The organism is Desulfovibrio sp. SGI.230 (assembly GCF_050313065.1).
Classification (GTDB): Bacteria; Desulfobacterota; Desulfovibrionia; order Desulfovibrionales; family Desulfovibrionaceae; genus Desulfovibrio.
Map to the genome: position 1 here is coordinate 182372 of NZ_JBNPKS010000003.1, position 16161 is coordinate 198532.

General features: G+C 64.6%; 18 protein-coding genes. 10 read left to right on the forward strand and 8 right to left on the reverse strand.

Annotated elements, in window-relative coordinates; all coding sequences use genetic code 11:
- The first annotated feature begins 2 nt into the window (after positions 1-2).
- From ACQRAG_RS04645 to ACQRAG_RS04675, 7 genes are all read left to right on the forward strand, one after another.
- The gene (locus tag ACQRAG_RS04645; protein ID WP_297159091.1) at positions 3-791 is read left to right on the forward strand and encodes an SPOR domain-containing protein; all 789 of its coding nucleotides are present in this window, start codon (positions 3-5) and stop codon (positions 789-791) included.
- An 18-nt stretch (positions 792-809) separates the two neighbouring features.
- Positions 810-1604 (forward strand): MlaE family ABC transporter permease, encoded by a 795-nt coding sequence (locus ACQRAG_RS04650; RefSeq protein WP_204625157.1) that lies wholly within the window; start codon positions 810-812, stop codon positions 1602-1604.
- A gap of 6 nt (positions 1605-1610) precedes the next feature.
- Positions 1611-2426 carry an ABC transporter ATP-binding protein gene (locus tag ACQRAG_RS04655; RefSeq protein ID WP_168934473.1) on the forward strand — a complete coding sequence of 272 codons (816 nt, stop codon included), beginning with the start codon at positions 1611-1613 and terminating at the stop codon, positions 2424-2426.
- A 177-nt stretch (positions 2427-2603) separates the two neighbouring features.
- Complete coding sequence (gene mlaD, locus ACQRAG_RS04660) at positions 2604-3053, forward strand: outer membrane lipid asymmetry maintenance protein MlaD (protein WP_006006299.1); 450 nt, start codon at positions 2604-2606, stop codon at positions 3051-3053.
- A 1-nt stretch (position 3054) separates the two neighbouring features.
- Positions 3055-3711, forward strand: coding sequence for an ABC transporter substrate-binding protein (locus ACQRAG_RS04665; RefSeq protein ID WP_204625158.1), 657 nt, complete (start codon positions 3055-3057; stop codon positions 3709-3711).
- Positions 3712-3729: 18 nt separating this feature from the next.
- Entirely contained in the window at positions 3730-4563 is an 834-nt protein-coding gene (locus tag ACQRAG_RS04670; protein WP_204625159.1) for an MlaA family lipoprotein, read from the forward strand.
- Positions 4564-4700: 137 nt separating this feature from the next.
- Positions 4701-5663, forward strand: coding sequence for an ABC transporter ATP-binding protein (locus ACQRAG_RS04675; protein WP_204625160.1), 963 nt, complete (start codon positions 4701-4703; stop codon positions 5661-5663).
- A gap of 660 nt (positions 5664-6323) precedes the next feature.
- Here ACQRAG_RS04675 and ACQRAG_RS04680 read toward each other — a convergent pair.
- The 8 genes from ACQRAG_RS04680 to ACQRAG_RS04715 all read right to left on the reverse strand — a co-directional run bounded on the left by ACQRAG_RS04680 (position 6324) and on the right by ACQRAG_RS04715 (position 12746).
- On the reverse strand, positions 6324-6926 hold the full coding sequence (locus tag ACQRAG_RS04680) for a class I SAM-dependent methyltransferase (protein ID WP_427803653.1): 603 nt from the start codon (positions 6924-6926) through the stop codon (positions 6324-6326).
- Between the two features lie 242 nt (positions 6927-7168).
- Positions 7169-8170 (reverse strand): ketol-acid reductoisomerase, encoded by a 1002-nt coding sequence (ilvC, locus tag ACQRAG_RS04685; protein ID WP_006006284.1) that lies wholly within the window; start codon positions 8168-8170, stop codon positions 7169-7171.
- 159 nt (positions 8171-8329) lie between these two features.
- Entirely contained in the window at positions 8330-8818 is a 489-nt protein-coding gene (ilvN, locus tag ACQRAG_RS04690) for an acetolactate synthase small subunit (protein WP_006006283.1), read from the reverse strand.
- A gap of 12 nt (positions 8819-8830) precedes the next feature.
- Positions 8831-10522 carry a biosynthetic-type acetolactate synthase large subunit gene (gene ilvB, locus ACQRAG_RS04695; protein WP_168934479.1) on the reverse strand — a complete coding sequence of 564 codons (1692 nt, stop codon included), beginning with the start codon at positions 10520-10522 and terminating at the stop codon, positions 8831-8833.
- 23 nt (positions 10523-10545) lie between these two features.
- Positions 10546-10773 (reverse strand): DUF465 domain-containing protein, encoded by a 228-nt coding sequence (locus tag ACQRAG_RS04700; RefSeq protein ID WP_168934480.1) that lies wholly within the window; start codon positions 10771-10773, stop codon positions 10546-10548.
- A 61-nt stretch (positions 10774-10834) separates the two neighbouring features.
- Positions 10835-11137 carry a YggT family protein gene (locus tag ACQRAG_RS04705; RefSeq protein WP_040369507.1) on the reverse strand — a complete coding sequence of 101 codons (303 nt, stop codon included), beginning with the start codon at positions 11135-11137 and terminating at the stop codon, positions 10835-10837.
- Between the two features lie 2 nt (positions 11138-11139).
- Positions 11140-11784 (reverse strand): HAD family hydrolase, encoded by a 645-nt coding sequence (locus tag ACQRAG_RS04710; RefSeq protein ID WP_204625161.1) that lies wholly within the window; start codon positions 11782-11784, stop codon positions 11140-11142.
- Positions 11784-12746: a hypothetical protein gene (locus tag ACQRAG_RS04715; protein ID WP_427803654.1), complete on the reverse strand. Its 963-nt coding sequence runs from the start codon at positions 12744-12746 to the stop codon at positions 11784-11786. The genes ACQRAG_RS04710 and ACQRAG_RS04715 overlap by 1 nt, the downstream gene beginning before the upstream one ends.
- Positions 12747-13158: 412 nt before the next feature.
- On the opposite strand from ACQRAG_RS04715, the gene pdxS reads away from it, so the two are divergent.
- The 3 genes from pdxS to ACQRAG_RS04730 all read left to right on the forward strand — a co-directional run bounded on the left by pdxS (position 13159) and on the right by ACQRAG_RS04730 (position 15940).
- On the forward strand, positions 13159-14040 hold the full coding sequence (gene pdxS / locus ACQRAG_RS04720) for a pyridoxal 5'-phosphate synthase lyase subunit PdxS (protein WP_006009534.1): 882 nt from the start codon (positions 13159-13161) through the stop codon (positions 14038-14040).
- 1 nt (position 14041) lies between these two features.
- Complete coding sequence (pdxT, locus tag ACQRAG_RS04725; protein ID WP_204625162.1) at positions 14042-14623, forward strand: pyridoxal 5'-phosphate synthase glutaminase subunit PdxT; 582 nt, start codon at positions 14042-14044, stop codon at positions 14621-14623.
- A 351-nt stretch (positions 14624-14974) separates the two neighbouring features.
- The gene (locus ACQRAG_RS04730; protein ID WP_168934484.1) at positions 14975-15940 is read left to right on the forward strand and encodes a P1 family peptidase; all 966 of its coding nucleotides are present in this window, start codon (positions 14975-14977) and stop codon (positions 15938-15940) included.
- The last annotated feature ends 221 nt before the right edge of the window (positions 15941-16161 follow it).

The window sequence follows — 16161 nt, forward strand, 5'->3', positions numbered from 1 at the left end:
CTATGGCCCAGCCTTTGCGAAAGATCCGCCAGCGTATCGCTCCCGCTGTGCCCAAGGGCGGTTTCAGCTTCACGCTGCCGCCCCTGGCCGCGGGGGCCGTCTGCATCGTCATGCTGGCCTGCATAGGCTGGGCCTTCTTCATGGGCTATATGGTGGGCCACGGCCAGAACCCCGGCGAAGAGATGCGGGAGCTGACCGGCATCGGCCGTCCCGACAGGGAGACCCTGGCCGAGATGGACAAGGCCATGGCCGGTTCCGAAGACGCGGGCCTGCGCGACAAACTGGCCGACCTGAGCCGGCAGCCCGTGGGCGGCGCCCCTGCCGCTCCCGACGGGGATGCCGCTGCGGCCCCCGCTGCCGCTGCCAACGCATCCGCCGCACCGGCCGCGGCCCCTGCCGCCAAGAGCCCGTATCCTTTCAACAAGCCTTCGGACAACGGACTGGCGGCCTGGGGCAATGCCCCCAAGGGCGCGGCCCAGCCCGCTTCCGAAAAAACGGCGGCCCCGGCCAAGCCCCAGGCGGCGACGAACGGCGCGCCCCTGTATGATTTCGTGTTCCAGGTGGCGGCCTTCCGCAATGTGGACGACGCCGACCGCCTGCGCCAGCGCCTGGAAGGCCAGGGCCTGCGCACACGCGGGCAGAAAAGCGGCAAGCTGACCCTGGTCATGGTCCATATGCGCGGCACGGATCTGGATGCCGCCAACCTCAAAGAAGAGCTGCAACGCATGCGGCTCGGCTCTCCCCTGCAAAAATCCAAAAAACGGGTAGGCGGCAAACCCCGCCCCCGCTAGTGAGGCGTGTTACCCTTTATGAGCAGCATCCTGACGTTCTGCAACCGGCTGGGCGCCGCTGTGCTGCGCATGCTGGACAGTCTGGGCGCCGTGACCCTTTTCATGCTCGACGGCCTGCGCCATATCTTCACCAGTCCCCGCATCGTTCCCCGCACCATCCAGCAGCTGTACGTCATCGGTTACAAATCCCTGTTCGTCATCCTGCTCATCGGCATCTTCTGCGGCATGGTGCTGGGCCTGCAGGGCTACTATACCCTCGTCCAGTTCGGTTCCGTGGGCATGCTGGGCTCGGCCGTCTCGCTGAGCCTCATCCGCGAACTGGGCCCCGTGCTCACGGCCATCATGCTGGCCGGACGCGCCGGTTCCTCCATGGCGGCCGAGATCGGCGTCATGCGCATCTCCGACCAGATCGACGCCCTGGACGTCATGGACATCAACTCCATGGCCTATCTGGTCAGCCCCCGTCTGGTGGCCTCGCTGCTGGCCTTCCCCCTGCTCACGGCCATCTTCGACGCCATCGGCATCATCGGCGGTTACCTCACCGGCGTGCTCATGCTGCACATCAACGAAGGCGCCTATCTGTACCGCATCGCCAGCTCCGTGACCATGAACGACGTGGCCGGGGGCTTCATCAAATCCCTGGTCTTCGGCCTGCTGGTGGCCACGGTCTGCTGCCATCAGGGCTACACCACCCACATGCGGCGTGACAGTGTGGGCCCCGAAGCCGTGGGCAACGCCACCACCTCGGCCGTGGTCATCTCCTGCGTGCTCATCCTGGTGGCCGACTATGTGCTGACCTCCTTCCTGCTGTAGGTGACCATGAACGCCTGGGACATCTCTTTTTCTTCCCTTTCCGTAGGCTACGGCGACCACGCCGTGCTGCATGACATCAACGCCACCCTGCCCGGCGGCAAGGTCTCCGTCATCCTGGGGGGCTCCGGCTGCGGCAAGTCCACCCTGCTGCGCCACATCATCGGCCTTTCGCGGCCCATCAGCGGCAACCTGCGCATCGGCGGCCAGGACCTGTTCAGCCTGCCCCATGCCGAGGCCCGGCGCATCCGCCGCCGCATGGGCGTGCTTTTCCAGGACGGCGCCCTGCTGGGCGCCCTGACCCTGGTGCAGAACGTCTGCCTGCCCCTCAGCGAGCATCTGCGCCTGCCCAAGGACGTCCTGCGCGAAGCCGGGCTGCGCGTCCTGCGCATGGTGGGGCTGGAAGACTTTGCCGACTATTTCCCCAACCAGCTTTCGGGCGGCATGCGCAAACGGGCGGGCCTTGCCCGGGCCCTCATCGCCGAGCCGCGCATCCTGCTGTGTGACGAGCCGACCTCCGGCCTGGACCCCATCACGGCCGCGCGCATGGATGCCCTGTTGCAGGCCATGCACCGCCAGTACCCGGAAATGACCATCGTGGTGGTCAGCCACGACCTGGCCAGCCTGCGCTGCATCGCCGACCATGTGCTGGTGCTGCGCGAGGGCCGGGCCATCTTTTCCGGTACGCTGCCGGAACTGGAGGCCAGCCGGGACCCGTACCTGCTCCAGTTCCTGCGCCGTGAAGGCGGCGACGAGGAAAGCCTGGCCGACGCCCCTGCCGACCCGCGCGTGAGCGCCGCCCTGGACAAATGGTTCAGGACCTAGGCGGGGCCGGCGGCCCTCTGCCCTGTGCTGCGCTGCGGGGCCGTGCCGCCGCATCCATCGTCTGATACCCGGCGAGCCGCCAACGAATGTTGCCGCATATCGTTGCGGACGCACCTTGAAGATTGCCCCTGCCGGGCGTATAACCATAGCGCGGCATTGCCGCACAAGGAAATTGCCATGAATTCTTTCCGCCAGACCGCTGTCGGCATCTTCGTCCTGCTGGGCCTTGTCTGTGTGGCCTACCTGACCATCAAGCTCGGCAAGATGGAGGTCTTCGACAGCAAGGGCTTTGAGCTTGTGGCCAACTTCAACTCCGTTTCCGGTCTGCGCGTGGGCGCCGACGTGGAGATGGCCGGTGTGCCCGTGGGCCGTGTGGCCTCCATCAAGCTGGATGACGACCTTTCCCGGCGTCAGGCCCGCGTGGTCCTGATCCTGGACAAGGACCTGCAGCTGCCCGCCGATACCATCGCCTCGGTCAAGACCAGCGGTCTTATCGGTGACAAGTACGTCAACCTGACTGCCGGCGGCTCCGAAGACATCCTGGCTTCCGGGGACACCCTGGAAGAAACGGAATCCGCCGTGGACATCGAATCCCTTATCAGCAAATACGCCCTGGGAGGTGTGTAATATGAACAACCGTCGCACGGTGCTCGGCCTGCTGGCCGCTGCCGCCCTCACCCTCTGCCTGTCCCTGCCCGGCTTTGCCCCCGCCGCCGACGCGGCCGAAGCTTCTCCGGCCCGCAAAGCCCTGGAGGTCTCCATCAGCCGCGTACTGGACTGCATCAAGAACCCCGACTACGTGAACCCCGCCACCCGGCCGCCCCTGCGCCGCCAGATCGAGGACGAGGTCTACCATATCTTCGATTTCGGCGAGTTCTCGTCCCGTACGGTGGGCCCCCGCTGGAAGGAATTTTCCGCCGCCCAGAAAAAGAGCTTCAGCAACGCCTTTGCCGACCTGCTGCTGACCACCTACCTGAACAAGGTGGACGGCTATAACGGCGAGCAGGTGGCCTATACCGGCGAGATCGCCAATGCCGCCAAGACCCGTGTGGAAGTCCGCACCGAGATCACCATGAAGGACGGCACCCGCGTGCCCGTGGCCTACCGCATGATGGCCAAGGACAACAGCTGGCGCGTCTATGACATCATCGTGGAGAACCTGAGCCTGGTCAAAAACTACCGCACCCAGTTCCAGGACATCCTGACCAGCGGCACCCCTGACGAGCTCATCGCCCGCGTCAAGGCCAAGGCCGAAGAAGTGCGCAAGCAGCCGGTCGGCAAATAGCCGCCAGACGGAGACAGCATGCGTCCCCATATCCTTGTCCCGCTCCTGCTGCTGACGCTCCTGTGCGCCGCGCCCGCCGGTGCCGCTCCGGCCGCCCCGGCCACGGAACACGCGCCGTCGAGCCTGTACGACAGCAGCAGCCCCACCATGCCGGCCGGGGCCATCTCCGTGCATCCCTATGCCCATGAGCAGCTGGCTGACGGGGATTCTCTGGATGATTACGACAGCGAGCCCCTGACCAGCATCGCCGACCCGCTGGAGCCCTGGAACCGCTTCTGGTTCGCCTTCAACGACATCTTCTTCCTGCATGTCGCCAAGCCGGTCTACAACTTCTACGAGACCGTCGTCCCCCAGCCCATCCGGGGCGGCGTCAAAAACTTCTATGCCAACATCCTCATGCCCAAGCGCATGATCAACAGCCTGCTGCAGTTCCGCGTCAAGGAAGCCTTTGTGGAATTCGGGCGCTTCTGCATGAACACCACCGTGGGCCTGGGCGGCTTTGCCGATGTGGCCAGCACCAAGAAGATCCTGGTGGACATCGATCCCGGCGGCGAGGATTTCGGACAGACCCTGGGCCGCTGGGGCATCGGGCACGGTTTCTACATCGTCTGGCCCTTCCTGGGCCCCAGCTCCGTGCGTGAAAGCATCGGCTTTGTGGGCGACTGCGCCACCGATGTCTTCTTCTTCGTCCATCCCTGGGAGCTGGCCACGGCTTCCGAGCTCTACCTGCGCTTCAATGCCCTGGACGACCTGCTGCCCACCTACGAGAGCCTGAGCGGCATCGCCGTGGACCCGTACATCGCCGTGCGCGAGGCCTACATCCAGTACCGCGAGGCGCGCGTCAAACGCTGATCCGCCGTCACCTCGACGACATCCGGGGGAAGGAGCCGTTTCCGCAAGGAAAGACTCCTTCCCTTTTTCAAACCCGCCGTGCCGGGGCCCTGCCGGGGACCGGCCGCCCAACCCAACAGCCGGGGAACACTCCGCCCATGAACCTGGACGATACCCTCACTCTGGAACAGCTTTCCGTCAGTTTCAGCACGGACGACGGCATCCTGCCCGCCGTCCACGCCGTCAGCCTCAGCCTGCCCCCGGCGGGCATCACCTGCCTGGTGGGCGAATCCGGTTGCGGCAAAAGCCTCACGGCCCGCGCCATCCTGCATCTGCTGCCCGAAAATGCCCATATCAGCGGCCGTATCCTGTTCCGCGGCCGCGACCTGCGCACCATGCCCCCGGAAGAGATGCGCGCCCTGCGGGGCCGCCATATCGCCATGATCTTCCAGGAGCCCATGACCTCGCTCAATCCGGTACTGAAGGTAGGCATGCAGACCGCGGAGCCCCTGCGCCTGCATCTGGGCCTGTCCCGCAGCGAGGCGCGGCAGGAGGTCATCCGCCTGTTCTCCGAGGTGGGCATCCCGGCGGCGGAGAGCCGCTATGACGATTATCCCCATCAGCTTTCCGGCGGCATGCGCCAGCGCGTGATGATCGCCATGGCCCTGGCCTGCAAGCCCGATCTGCTGCTGGCGGACGAGCCCACCACGGCCCTCGACGCCACCATCCAGGGGCAGATACTCAGCCTCATCACGGAACAGAGCCGCAAGCGCGGCATGGCCGTGCTCTTCATCACCCACGACCTGGGCGTGGTGGCCCGCATCGCCGACAACGTGGGCGTCATGTACGCGGGGCATCTGGTGGAACACGCTCCCACGGCCGAGCTGTTCCGCAATCCTCTGCATCCGTATACGCGCGGGCTCATGCGTTCCGCACCGGGGCGTGCGGCCATGGGCATGCAGCGCCTGCCCGCCATCACCGGCAGCGTCCCCAGCCTGGACAACATGCCCGAAGGCTGCCCCTTTGCCCCGCGCTGCGACGAAGCCCTGCCGCGCTGCTTTGAAAGCGCCCCTGTGGCCCGTTGCGAGAACGGCCACAGCGTTGCCTGCTGGGCGGTGTAGGCCGCCGTTGCTTTTTGGCTGAGAGGAGATCCCCTTTCACTCTGCTGCCGACGGGCGTAGCTTCCTGTGAGTACGGCACGGCCTTGCGGCCGCCATCCGGTCGCATCTCTGCTGCCGATGCCCGTAACTTCCTGCGTCGCAACGGGCACGGCCTTACGGCCGCCTTCCGGTCGCATCTCTGCTGTCGATGCCCGTAACTTCCTGCGTCGCAACGGGCACGGCCTTACGGCCGCCATCCGGTCGCATCTCTGCTGTCGATGCCCGTAACTTCCTGCGTCGTAACGGGCACGGCCTTGCGGCCGCCATTCGGTCGCATCTTGCGGCAAAAAGGGGCCTCTCCCCTCGGACGCCCTTCCCCCCAAAAACGCCAGTATGTCCATCTGCCTTGCGGATGGACTTTTTTGTTTTGCAGCGGCCCGGGTCACTCAGGGACGATCACAAAGCACGGGGATGGAGACAGGCCAGGCTGGGACAGGCTGCAGCGTTACGACGGGCAGCAATAAGACAACGATGCCCCCTGCCCTAAACGGAAAAACACCCGCCGGAGCGGGTGTTTTTTCCGTCTGCAAGCCACAGGGGGCGGCTGTTGGGGAAGCTACGATAGGGATGCCGGTATGGCGGACGCCGCGCCCCTCCGGTCAGGCTGTTGAGCAGGCAGCCTCAATCGGAAGAGGGGATGCGCCGGACAAGGGCCTGGATCCAGCGTTCCCGCAGCTCCGCCGCACGGTCGTCCTCCCCTGTCCGCATATCCAGACAGGAAAGCTCCGGCAGCGCATCCAGCAGGGCCCGGACACCGGCCTCGTCCATATCCGTGAAGCGACGACCGTCCGGGCTGTGGCGCTGCCCCTGACCGTACTTGAAATTGAAGAACATCACGCCGCCGGGACGCAGGGCACGCTGCAAACGCCGCAAGACATCGGGCAGATCCGCCGGGGCCACATGCAGCAGGCTGGCACAGGCCCAGATACCGTCGAAACGCTCCTGCCATGCCACGTCTTCGAAGCAGAGCACGGGCACCTCCTGCCCCAGCAGGAGCGCTGCCTGCCGGGCCATCTGCGGCGAAGCATCGAAGGCCTCCACCCGGAAGCCCGCCTGCCGGAAAGCCAGCGCGTCCCGCCCCGAGCCGCAACCGGCATCGAGGATGAGCCCGCCGGGGCGCACATGCGGCAGAAAACGGGCATACAGGGGCCGCAGGTCCATATCATGGGATGCCGCAGCGTAGCTGGCCGCGCGCTGGTCATAGAATGCCGTATCCGGTGCCACAGTTTTCCTCCCTTTGTCTCATCGTGCCGGGATGCACTGGTCATCGGCCGGACGGGGCCGCTCCCTCCCGGAACAGGGACGGAGCCTGTCCTTCCCGCTGTCTTGCCGCGGGAAGTCCCGGAGGCTGGTTGCTGCCTGCACGGCCACATCACAGGCCTTTTTTTCAACGCCCCGGCCCGGCCTCCGAAACAAAAAAGGGGGACCGAAGTCCCCCTTTGTGAGCGTCATGACGGACAGCGGAACTAGTCCTTCTTGTCCTTCTTCAGCCAGGTCATCATGCCGCGCAGTTCCTTGCCCACCTGCTCCAGCTGGTGGTTGGCTTCGTTGCGGCGGGTGGCCATGAACATGGGATAGTTGGCGCGGGCTTCGAGGATGAAGTCACGGGCGAACTTGCCGCTCTGGATGTCCTTCAGCACGGCCTTCATTTCCTTCTTCACGGCGTCGGTGATCAGGCGGGGGCCGGTCACATAGTCGCCGTATTCAGCCGTGTTGCTGATGGAGTAACGCATGCGGGACAGGCCGCCTTCGTACATCAGGTCAACGATCAGCTTCATTTCGTGCATGCACTCGAAGTAAGCCATTTCGGGCTGGTAACCGGCTTCCACCAGGGTTTCGAAACCGGCCTTGATGAGGGCGGAGATACCGCCGCACAGCACGGCCTGTTCGCCGAAGAGGTCGGTTTCGGTCTCTTCACGGAAGCTGGTCTCGATAACGCCGGAGCGGGTGCCGCCGATGCCCTTGGCGTAGGCCAGGGCCACCTTCAGGGCTTCACCGGTGGCGTCCTGCTGGATGCCCACCAGGCAGGGCACGCCGCCGCCTTCGGTGAAGGTACGGCGCACCAGATGGCCGGGACCCTTGGGGGCGATCAGGAACACGTCCACGTCCTTGGGAGGCACGATCTGGTTGAAGTGGATGTTGAAGCCGTGGGCGAACAGCAGAGCCTTGCCGGGAGTCAGGTTGGGCTTGATGTCCTTTTCGTACACGGCGGCCTGCACTTCGTCAGGCAGCAGGATCATGATCAGGTCGCCCTGAGCGGCAGCTTCGGCAGCGGACACGGGGGTAAAGCCGTGCTGCTTGGCCAGCTCGTAGTTGGCACCGCCGGGGCGCTGGCCCACAACGACCTTCACGCCGGAGTCGCGCAGGTTCTGGGCATGGGCATGGCCCTGGCTGCCGTAACCGATGATGGCCACAGTCTTGTTTTTCAAGACGGAAAGATCGGCATCCTGATCATAGTAAACTTTCATGGCTCTTGTCCTTTTCAATGGAAAAATACTCGGTATTCCCGAGGGGGAAACTTCTATTTGGGATGCCGTGGCGCAAATGTCAAGCGTCACGGCATCCCTCAGGCAAATTTGCCGTCATCTTCCGGTGGGGGACCGTCCGCGATCCCGCCGCCGGGGATGCTATTCACACTTTTTGGAGCGGCGCATGGCCACGGAACCGGTGCGGGCCACTTCCTTGATGCCGAAGCGGTGCAGCAGGCTCAGGATGGCGTCCAGCTTGTCGTGGTCGCCGGTGGCCTCGATGGTCATCTCGCTGGAGCTGACGTCCACCACCTTGCAGCGGAAGATCTCCACGGTACGCAGGATCTCGCTGCGGGCGGGGCCTTCGGCCTGCACCTTGACGAACATCATCTCGCGCTCGATGGCGGGCATGTCGGCAAAATCCATCACCTTGATGACGGTCACGATCTTGTGGAGCTGTTTCATGATCTGCTCCAGGATCTGGCTGTCACCGTAGGTGGTGATGGTCATGTGCGAAACGCCCTCTTCCAGGGTAGGCGCCACATTGAGCGAATCGATATTGAAGCCGCGGCCGCTGAACAGGCCGGCCACGCGGCTGAGCACACCGGGCTCGTTCTCCACCAGCACGGAAAGAACATGTCTTTGCATGGCGTCCCTCCTCTACACCAAGAGCATCTCATCCAGGGCGGCCCCGGCGGGCACCATGGGATAGACGTTTTCCTCGCGCTCAACCATGACGTCGATGAAGGCCGGGTTGGGCGAGGTCAGGGCCTTGCGCAGCACGTCTTCCAGCTCTTCGGGCTTGCTGATGCGGTAGCCTTCGGCGCCGTAGGCCTCAGCCAGCTTCACGAAGTCGGGCTGGGCCTCCATATTGGTATGGCTGTAGTTGCGATTGTAGAAGAGTTCCTGCCACTGGCGGACCATGCCCAGATGACCGTTGTTGAGGATGACCACCTTGACCGGGATCTTGTTCTGCACCACGGTGGCCAGTTCCTGGATGTTCATCTGGATGGAGCCGTCACCGGCCACGTTGATGACCAGCTTGTCCGGGAAGGCGAACTGCGCGCCGATGGCCGCGGGGAAGCCGTAGCCCATGGTGCCCAGACCACCGCTGGTCAGCAGGGTGCGCGGTTTGGTGAAAGTATAGAACTGCGCGGCCCACATCTGGTTCTGCCCCACCTCGGTGGCGATGATGGCATCGCCCTTGGTGATGGAGTACATGGTCTCGATGACCTGCTGCGGCTTGATGTGGCCGTTCTTGTTGTAGGCCAGCGGATGGTTGGCCTTCCATTCATGCACGGTCTGCAGCCAGTCGGCATGCATGCCCGACCAGTCGGTATCGGCCATCTTGGCGCGGCAGATCTCCAGGATGCCTTCCAGGGCCTGGCGGCAGTCGCCCACCACGGGCACGTCCACTTCCACGTTCTTGCGGATGGAGGTGGGGTCGATATCGATATGCACGATGCGCGCATGGGAGGCGAAATCCTGCAGACGGCCGGTCACACGGTCGTCGAAGCGCGCGCCCACACAGACCAGCAGGTCCGCATGGTTGATGCTCATGTTGGCAGCGTAGGTGCCATGCATGCCCACCATGCCCAGCCACAGGTCGCCGTTGGCGGGGAAGGCGCCCAGGCCCATGAGCGTGGTGGCCACGGGGATGTTCAATTCGTGGGCCAGCTCGCAGAGCACCTCGGAGGCATTGGCCATGATGACGCCGCCGCCCGCCAGGATGATGGGCTTGCGGGCCTTGGCCAGCTCTTCGGCCGTACGGCGCAGCTGGTTCAGGTTGGGCTTGTAGGTGGGATTGTAACTGCGCATGAAGATATCTTCAGGCCAGACGAATTCCGTACGGGCCTGCATGATATCCTTGGGCAGGTCCACGAGGACAGGCCCGGGGCGACCGGAGCGCGCAAGATAGAAGGCCTGGCGGATGGTCTTGGCCAGGTTGCGCACGTCCTTCACCAGAAAATTGTGTTTGGTACAGGGACGGGTGATGCCCACGATATCGACTTCCTGGAAGGCGTCGTTACCGATGAGCTGCGTGGGGACCTGTCCCGTGAAGACGACCAGCGGAATGGAATCACAGTAGGCTGTGGCTATGCCCGTAACGGTATTGGTGGCGCCGGGTCCGGAAGTGACCAGACAGCACCCAACCTTGCCGGAGGCACGGGCATAGCCATCAGCCGCGTGCACAGCCCCTTGTTCATGCCGCACCAGAACATGCTTCAGTTCCGGATGCCGCGGCAACTCGTCATAAATATCAATCACAGCACCGCCCGGGTAACCGAACAGTACATCAACACCTTCTTTTTTAAGGGATTCAAGGAGAATCTGCGCACCTGTGAGTTCCATAGGGTCAACTCCTGCGCCAGCAGTTATGCTCCGGCGCGATGGCTATCCAAGAGCTCCATGAGCTTGGTTTTGCCTTCAAGTTTTTGTTTCTTAAGCTGCTTCAGGGTCTGTTCCTCGGTGGGGGTACGGAAAGACTTGGCTTCCAGCTTTTCTACCTGCTTGCTGTAAATGACGTGGTCTTCCCATAGGGATTTCAGCTCCGGATCAGTGGGCAGTAGCTGTTCGATGAGTTCAATTTCATGCTGATCCATAAGAAATCTCCAGCGTTAGATGTTCGGCGCCCGGCATGGCGCCCGTTACGACAAACCGCTGCTACACCAGAGTAGCGGCAAACTGGGCCAGTGATGCGATGACGATGCGGTTGATGAGCTGGATGACCAGCAGCACCACCACAGGCGAGAAATCGATGCCGTTGGTATAGGTGAAGGGCAACCATTTCCGCACCCGGTAGAATACGGGTTCCGTCAGGGTGCGCAACGCGCGCACCACAGGGTTGTAGGGATCGGGACGCACCCACGAAAGCACGGCCGCCACGATGACAACCCAGAAATACAGATTGAGGACTATGGCCAGCAGATCGACCACGGCCAGGATGACATTCTGTACAAAAAACATGCCTACTCCCATTCATTTTGCAGCAGCCCGGCCAGTTCGTCATAACCGGCTGCCGCGAGCGGGCCTTGCAATTCCCCGCCGAAGGCCGCGAACACGACGCCTGCGGCGGTGGCGGCTTTCTGGTCGTTGGGACTGTCGCCCACAAAAAGCACCTGCTCAGGATCGGCCCCCCACTGTTCAAGGATCAGCCGCACCCCATCGGGGGCGGGCTTGGGGGCTGCTTCCGTCGCCGTGACTACAGGATTAAAATAGGAGGGCAACGCCAAAAAGTCCAGAACCCTTTGCATCCCTTCCGCAGTTCTGTTGGTATGCACGGCCAGACGCATGCCGTGACCGTGCGCGAGCTCAAGGAATTCCCGGTAACCGGGATAGATCTGCAGCAGGGGAACGATGTCGCGCGAATAGATGACCTCCGTCCGCACCACTTCATACATGCGCTGATGCATCTCGGGAGGCACGATGTATTCCAGCGCCTGCCGAGCCGTGGCCATGAACGTATAGGCATCCTGCTCCGGGGTCAGGGGCGGCAGTCCCAGGGCCGCCAGCACCTTGTTGTAAAAGATGGCGTTGGCGGCGCGGGAATCGATCATGACCCCGTCACAGTCGAAGATGATGCCGGTAAGGCCGTGCGGGAAAAGTTTGCCCATCAGTCGTCCCCGCGCAGCACTACAGTGCGTTCTTCCTGCCAGCCGGGGCAGCAGCGGGGCGCACGCGGACGCCCGAGGATGCGCCACAGGGGGGCACGCGCCTGCAACAGGGATACGGCGTTGCCTTCCGCATCGCACAGGCGCAGGGGGCTCTCGTCGGGCAGGGGCCGGAACTCCAGCTCGCCCTGACCGTCCAGCAGGTCGCGGCGCATGCGGCCCTCGGCCAGCAGCAGGCAGTCCGCCGGGGCAAAGCGCACCACGGCGTCCAGCAGACGGGGCCAGGCGGGCAGCAGGGAATCGTCCACATGCACGGGGCTGTTGAGGGTGGCCAGCGTGGCCAGGGCGGCCTCCGTGTCGCGGGCATCGCCCGCCAGCAGGGCCGTCTCGTCAAGATCGGCGGGATCCATGTCCAGCGCGGCCTGCAGACGGGCATTGCTGCTGCTCAGGCTGGAGCTCAGGGCCTGGAGTTCGGCCAGGCGCTCTTCCTGCAGCCAGCTCCAGAGCAGCATGCGCTGGGCCGCACAGGCCTTTTCCCGCTCTTCGCGGGCGGCTTCCAGGGCCTGGGCCGTCTCCAGGGTGCCGTCGGCCATCAGGCCGGCACGCAGGGCGCTTTCCGCGCTGTTGCGGCGGGCACGACCCACGTCGGCGCCCAAAGTCCCCACCGGCTGGCCGGAAAGGGCGGCATCCCCCATGCGCTGGAGGTCGTCCAGACAGGCCGCGGCTTCACGCGGCGAAAAAGGCAGATCCTCCGGCATATGCCACGGCCCCTCGGGAGCCGGGGCCGCGACGGTCACGGCACGACGGCCGGACGCCGTCAGCCCTCCGGCGGCAGGACGGGAAAATTCTTCCGGCAGACCGGGCCACAGACGCAAGACGGGACAGGACCCTTCCGCGGGCAAAAGCAGTGCTTCTCCGGGCAGGGGACCACGCAGGGCGGGGACACGGATACAGAGTGCAGACATGTATCATCCTTGGTTAAGCTGGAGTTTTTAGCATACGCCACAGGGGGACACGATTGCAAGGCCAAAGCCGTCATACCCTGACATCTCCGGCGCTCCCCTGCCCCGCCATGATTTATGGAAAAGCTTTTCCTCAGGGAGGCCCCGATCTTTTCCGGTGCCTGCCGTTACCCCGACCTGCCGCAACGGCGATGCAGACCGCAGACTGTGCGTGCGGACATGGAAAACCGCCGTCCATCCTGTCAGAACAGGCTCCGGGCCTTCCCCCGGACGGGCACGGCCTGTCTGCCGTAAGGCGCAGGACGGGCCCGGATTATTGTCACTGACGACGATATGGCATATAACGCGCTTCTGGCCGTTAAACGGCCCCACGCAACTTAGCGCACCGCACGGCGGTGCCGAAGGAGTAGAAGATATGGAACAGGGCACCATTCGCCTGAAGACCGGTCTTGCAGAAATGCTCAAGGGTGGCGTCATCATGGACGTGACCACCCCCGAACAGGCGAAGATCGCCGAAGAAGCCGGCGCCTGCGCCGTCATGGCTCTTGAACGCGTCCCGGCCGACATCCGCGCCGCCGGCGGCATCGCCCGCATGGCTGATCCCACCATCGTCAAGCGCATCATGGAAGTGGTGAGCATCCCCGTCATGGCCAAGGCCCGCATCGGCCATTTCGTGGAAGCCCGCATCCTTGAGGCCCTGGGCGTGGACTACATCGACGAGAGCGAAGTGCTGACCCCCGCCGATGACCGTTATCATATCGACAAGCGCGACTTCACCGTGCCCTTCGTCTGCGGCTGCCGCAACCTGGGCGAAGCCCTGCGCCGCATCGCCGAAGGCGCGGCCATGATCCGCACCAAGGGCGAACCCGGCACCGGCAACGTGGTGGAAGCCGTGCGCCATTGCCGCCAGGTCATGGACGAGATCCGTGTGCTCTGCTCCCTGCCCGAAGCTGAAGTGGCCAACTTTGCCAAGGAAAACGGCGCTCCCCTGGAAGTCTGCATGGCCGTGCGCAAGGAAGGCCGCCTGCCTGTGGTGAACTTTGCCGCCGGCGGCATCGCCACCCCAGCTGACGCCGCCATGATGATGCACCTGGGCTGCGACGGCGTGTTCGTGGGCTCCGGCATCTTCAAGTCCGGCGACCCGGCCAAGCGTGCCCGCGCCATCGTGCAGGCCGTGACCAACTACAAGGACTACGCCCTGCTGGCCGAGATCTCCCGCGACCTGGGCGAACCCATGGTGGGCATCGACATCTCCACCATCCCGCCGGCCGAACGCATGCAGGAGCGGGGCTGGTAGCATGGCCCGCATCGGAGTCCTGGCCCTGCAGGGGGCCTTCCGCGAACATGCCGCAGCGCTGCGCCGTCTGGGCGCCGATGTCTGCGAAGTGCGCCAGCTCAAGGACATGGAAGGCCTTGAGGGCATGGTCATCCCCGGCGGCGAAAGCACCACCATCGGCAAGCTGCTGGTGGAATGGGACATGCTGGAGCCGCTGCGCCGGCGCATCCTGGACGGCATGCCCGTCTACGGCAGCTGCGCGGGCCTGATCCTGCTCTGCAAGGAGATCGAAGGCTCTGACCAGCCCCGTCTGGGCGTGCTGGACGCCACCGTGCGCCGTAATGCCTTCGGCCGTCAGGTGGACAGCTTCGAGACCGACCTGCACATCGACGGCCTGGCCGGTGAGCCCCTGCGGGCCGTGTTCATCCGCGCGCCGCTCATCAGCCGCGTGGGCGAAGGCGTGCGGGTGCTGGCCCGTCTGGATGCCGACCGCGGCGAGCGCATCGTGGCCGTGCGTCAGGGCAATGTGCTGGCTACGTCCTTCCACCCCGAACTGACCCCGGACCTGCGCCTGCACCAGTATTTCCTGGACATGCTGGCCTGATCCGCGGCATCTGCCGAAAAACAAGGAGCCCCGCGCCGAACGTTGCGTTCGCGCGGGGCTCTGTCGTTCTCTGGCACCGGGATGCGCCCAGGAGGATCTTTGGCTTCTTCTGTCAAATGTCCGCCCCTTCCTCCGAAAATGTCTCCACTCCTGACCGGTACCTGGCGACCGGCCCGCACAAGGCCTGTCGTCCTCCCCTTCCCGGTACGGCCCGGACTGCGGACCGCATCCCCCACAAGGGAGGCTTTCCTTTTCCGCGTGAACATGAAAGATTTGTCCCATGCGCCCTCTCCCGGCAGCAGCCGTATGGTTGCACGGGCGCAGCTGCCAACCTCCGCCACAGGAGTTCCCATGAGCAATACCACCCTGACCGCCATCGACGGCCTGCTGGCAGGCCACGCCACGGACGACCGGAACCATACCGGCTGCACCGCCATCCTTTGCCCGCAGGGCTTCACGCCGGGCATCGCCGTGCCCGGATTCGCCCCGGGCTGCCGCGAGACCGAACTCATGCGGCCCGAATCACAGGTGGATACAGTGCACGGCCTGCTGCTGGCCGGAGGCAGCGCCTTCGGACTGGCCGCTGCTGACGGCGTCATGCGCTTTTTACGCGAACAGGGACACGGATTCGCCATGCCGCACGGTGTCATCCCCATCGTCCCGGGGGCCGTCATCTACGATCTGGACATGAATGCCCGGCCCGGCGTGCTGCCCGATGCGGACATGGGCTATGCCGCGGCCCGGGCGGCCTCGGCGGCACCGCTGGCCGAAGGCGCTGTGGGGGCAGCCTGCGGGGCCCGCTGCGGCCGCCTGTTCTGCCTTTGCCAGGATGCAGCGGGCAAACCGCTGGATCTTTCGGACAAGAGCGGTCTGGGCAGCCTGTGCCTGGAACGGGAGGGCATACGGGTGGCGGCCCTGGTGGTCCTCAATGCGCTGGGCAATGTCTACGATGCCCGGGGGAACTTTCTGGCCGGCGGGCGCTTCCCTGACGGCACGCCTGTGCCCCATGCGCAGGCTTTGGACGCTCTGGCCGGACAGGTCCCTGCCGGCAATACCGTGCTCACCGTAGTGGCGACCAACGTCCCCCTGGACAAGACCCAGTGCAGCCGTCTGGCCCGCATGGCCGCCACCGGTCTGGCCCGGCATATCATCCCCGCGCACATGCTCTTCGACGGGGATATCGTGTTCACGCTGGCCAGCAAGCAGCCCCTGCCCGAAGGGCACGGCCCCTGGAATGAGCTCCTGCTGGGGGCCCTGGCCGCTGACGCCGTGGCCGGGGCCGTCTGCCGTGCCGCCCGGCCGGGGATGTTCGCGTGATGCCGCATCACAGGGGGAGCCCTGCCGGACAAAGAGCCCCCCTTCCCTGCTCTCCTCTTTTTTCCGGCATGCGCCTCTGAAAAAACTGCGGCGGGAGAAGCAGCGGCCCCCGCAGTGGGGCATATCGCCCTGCCGTGTCCGTGCCATCTCCAACAGCCGGAAACACTCCGGCCATCGTCTCAAAACCACCTGCCATGCGGGTGGTTTTTCATTTCGTGCCG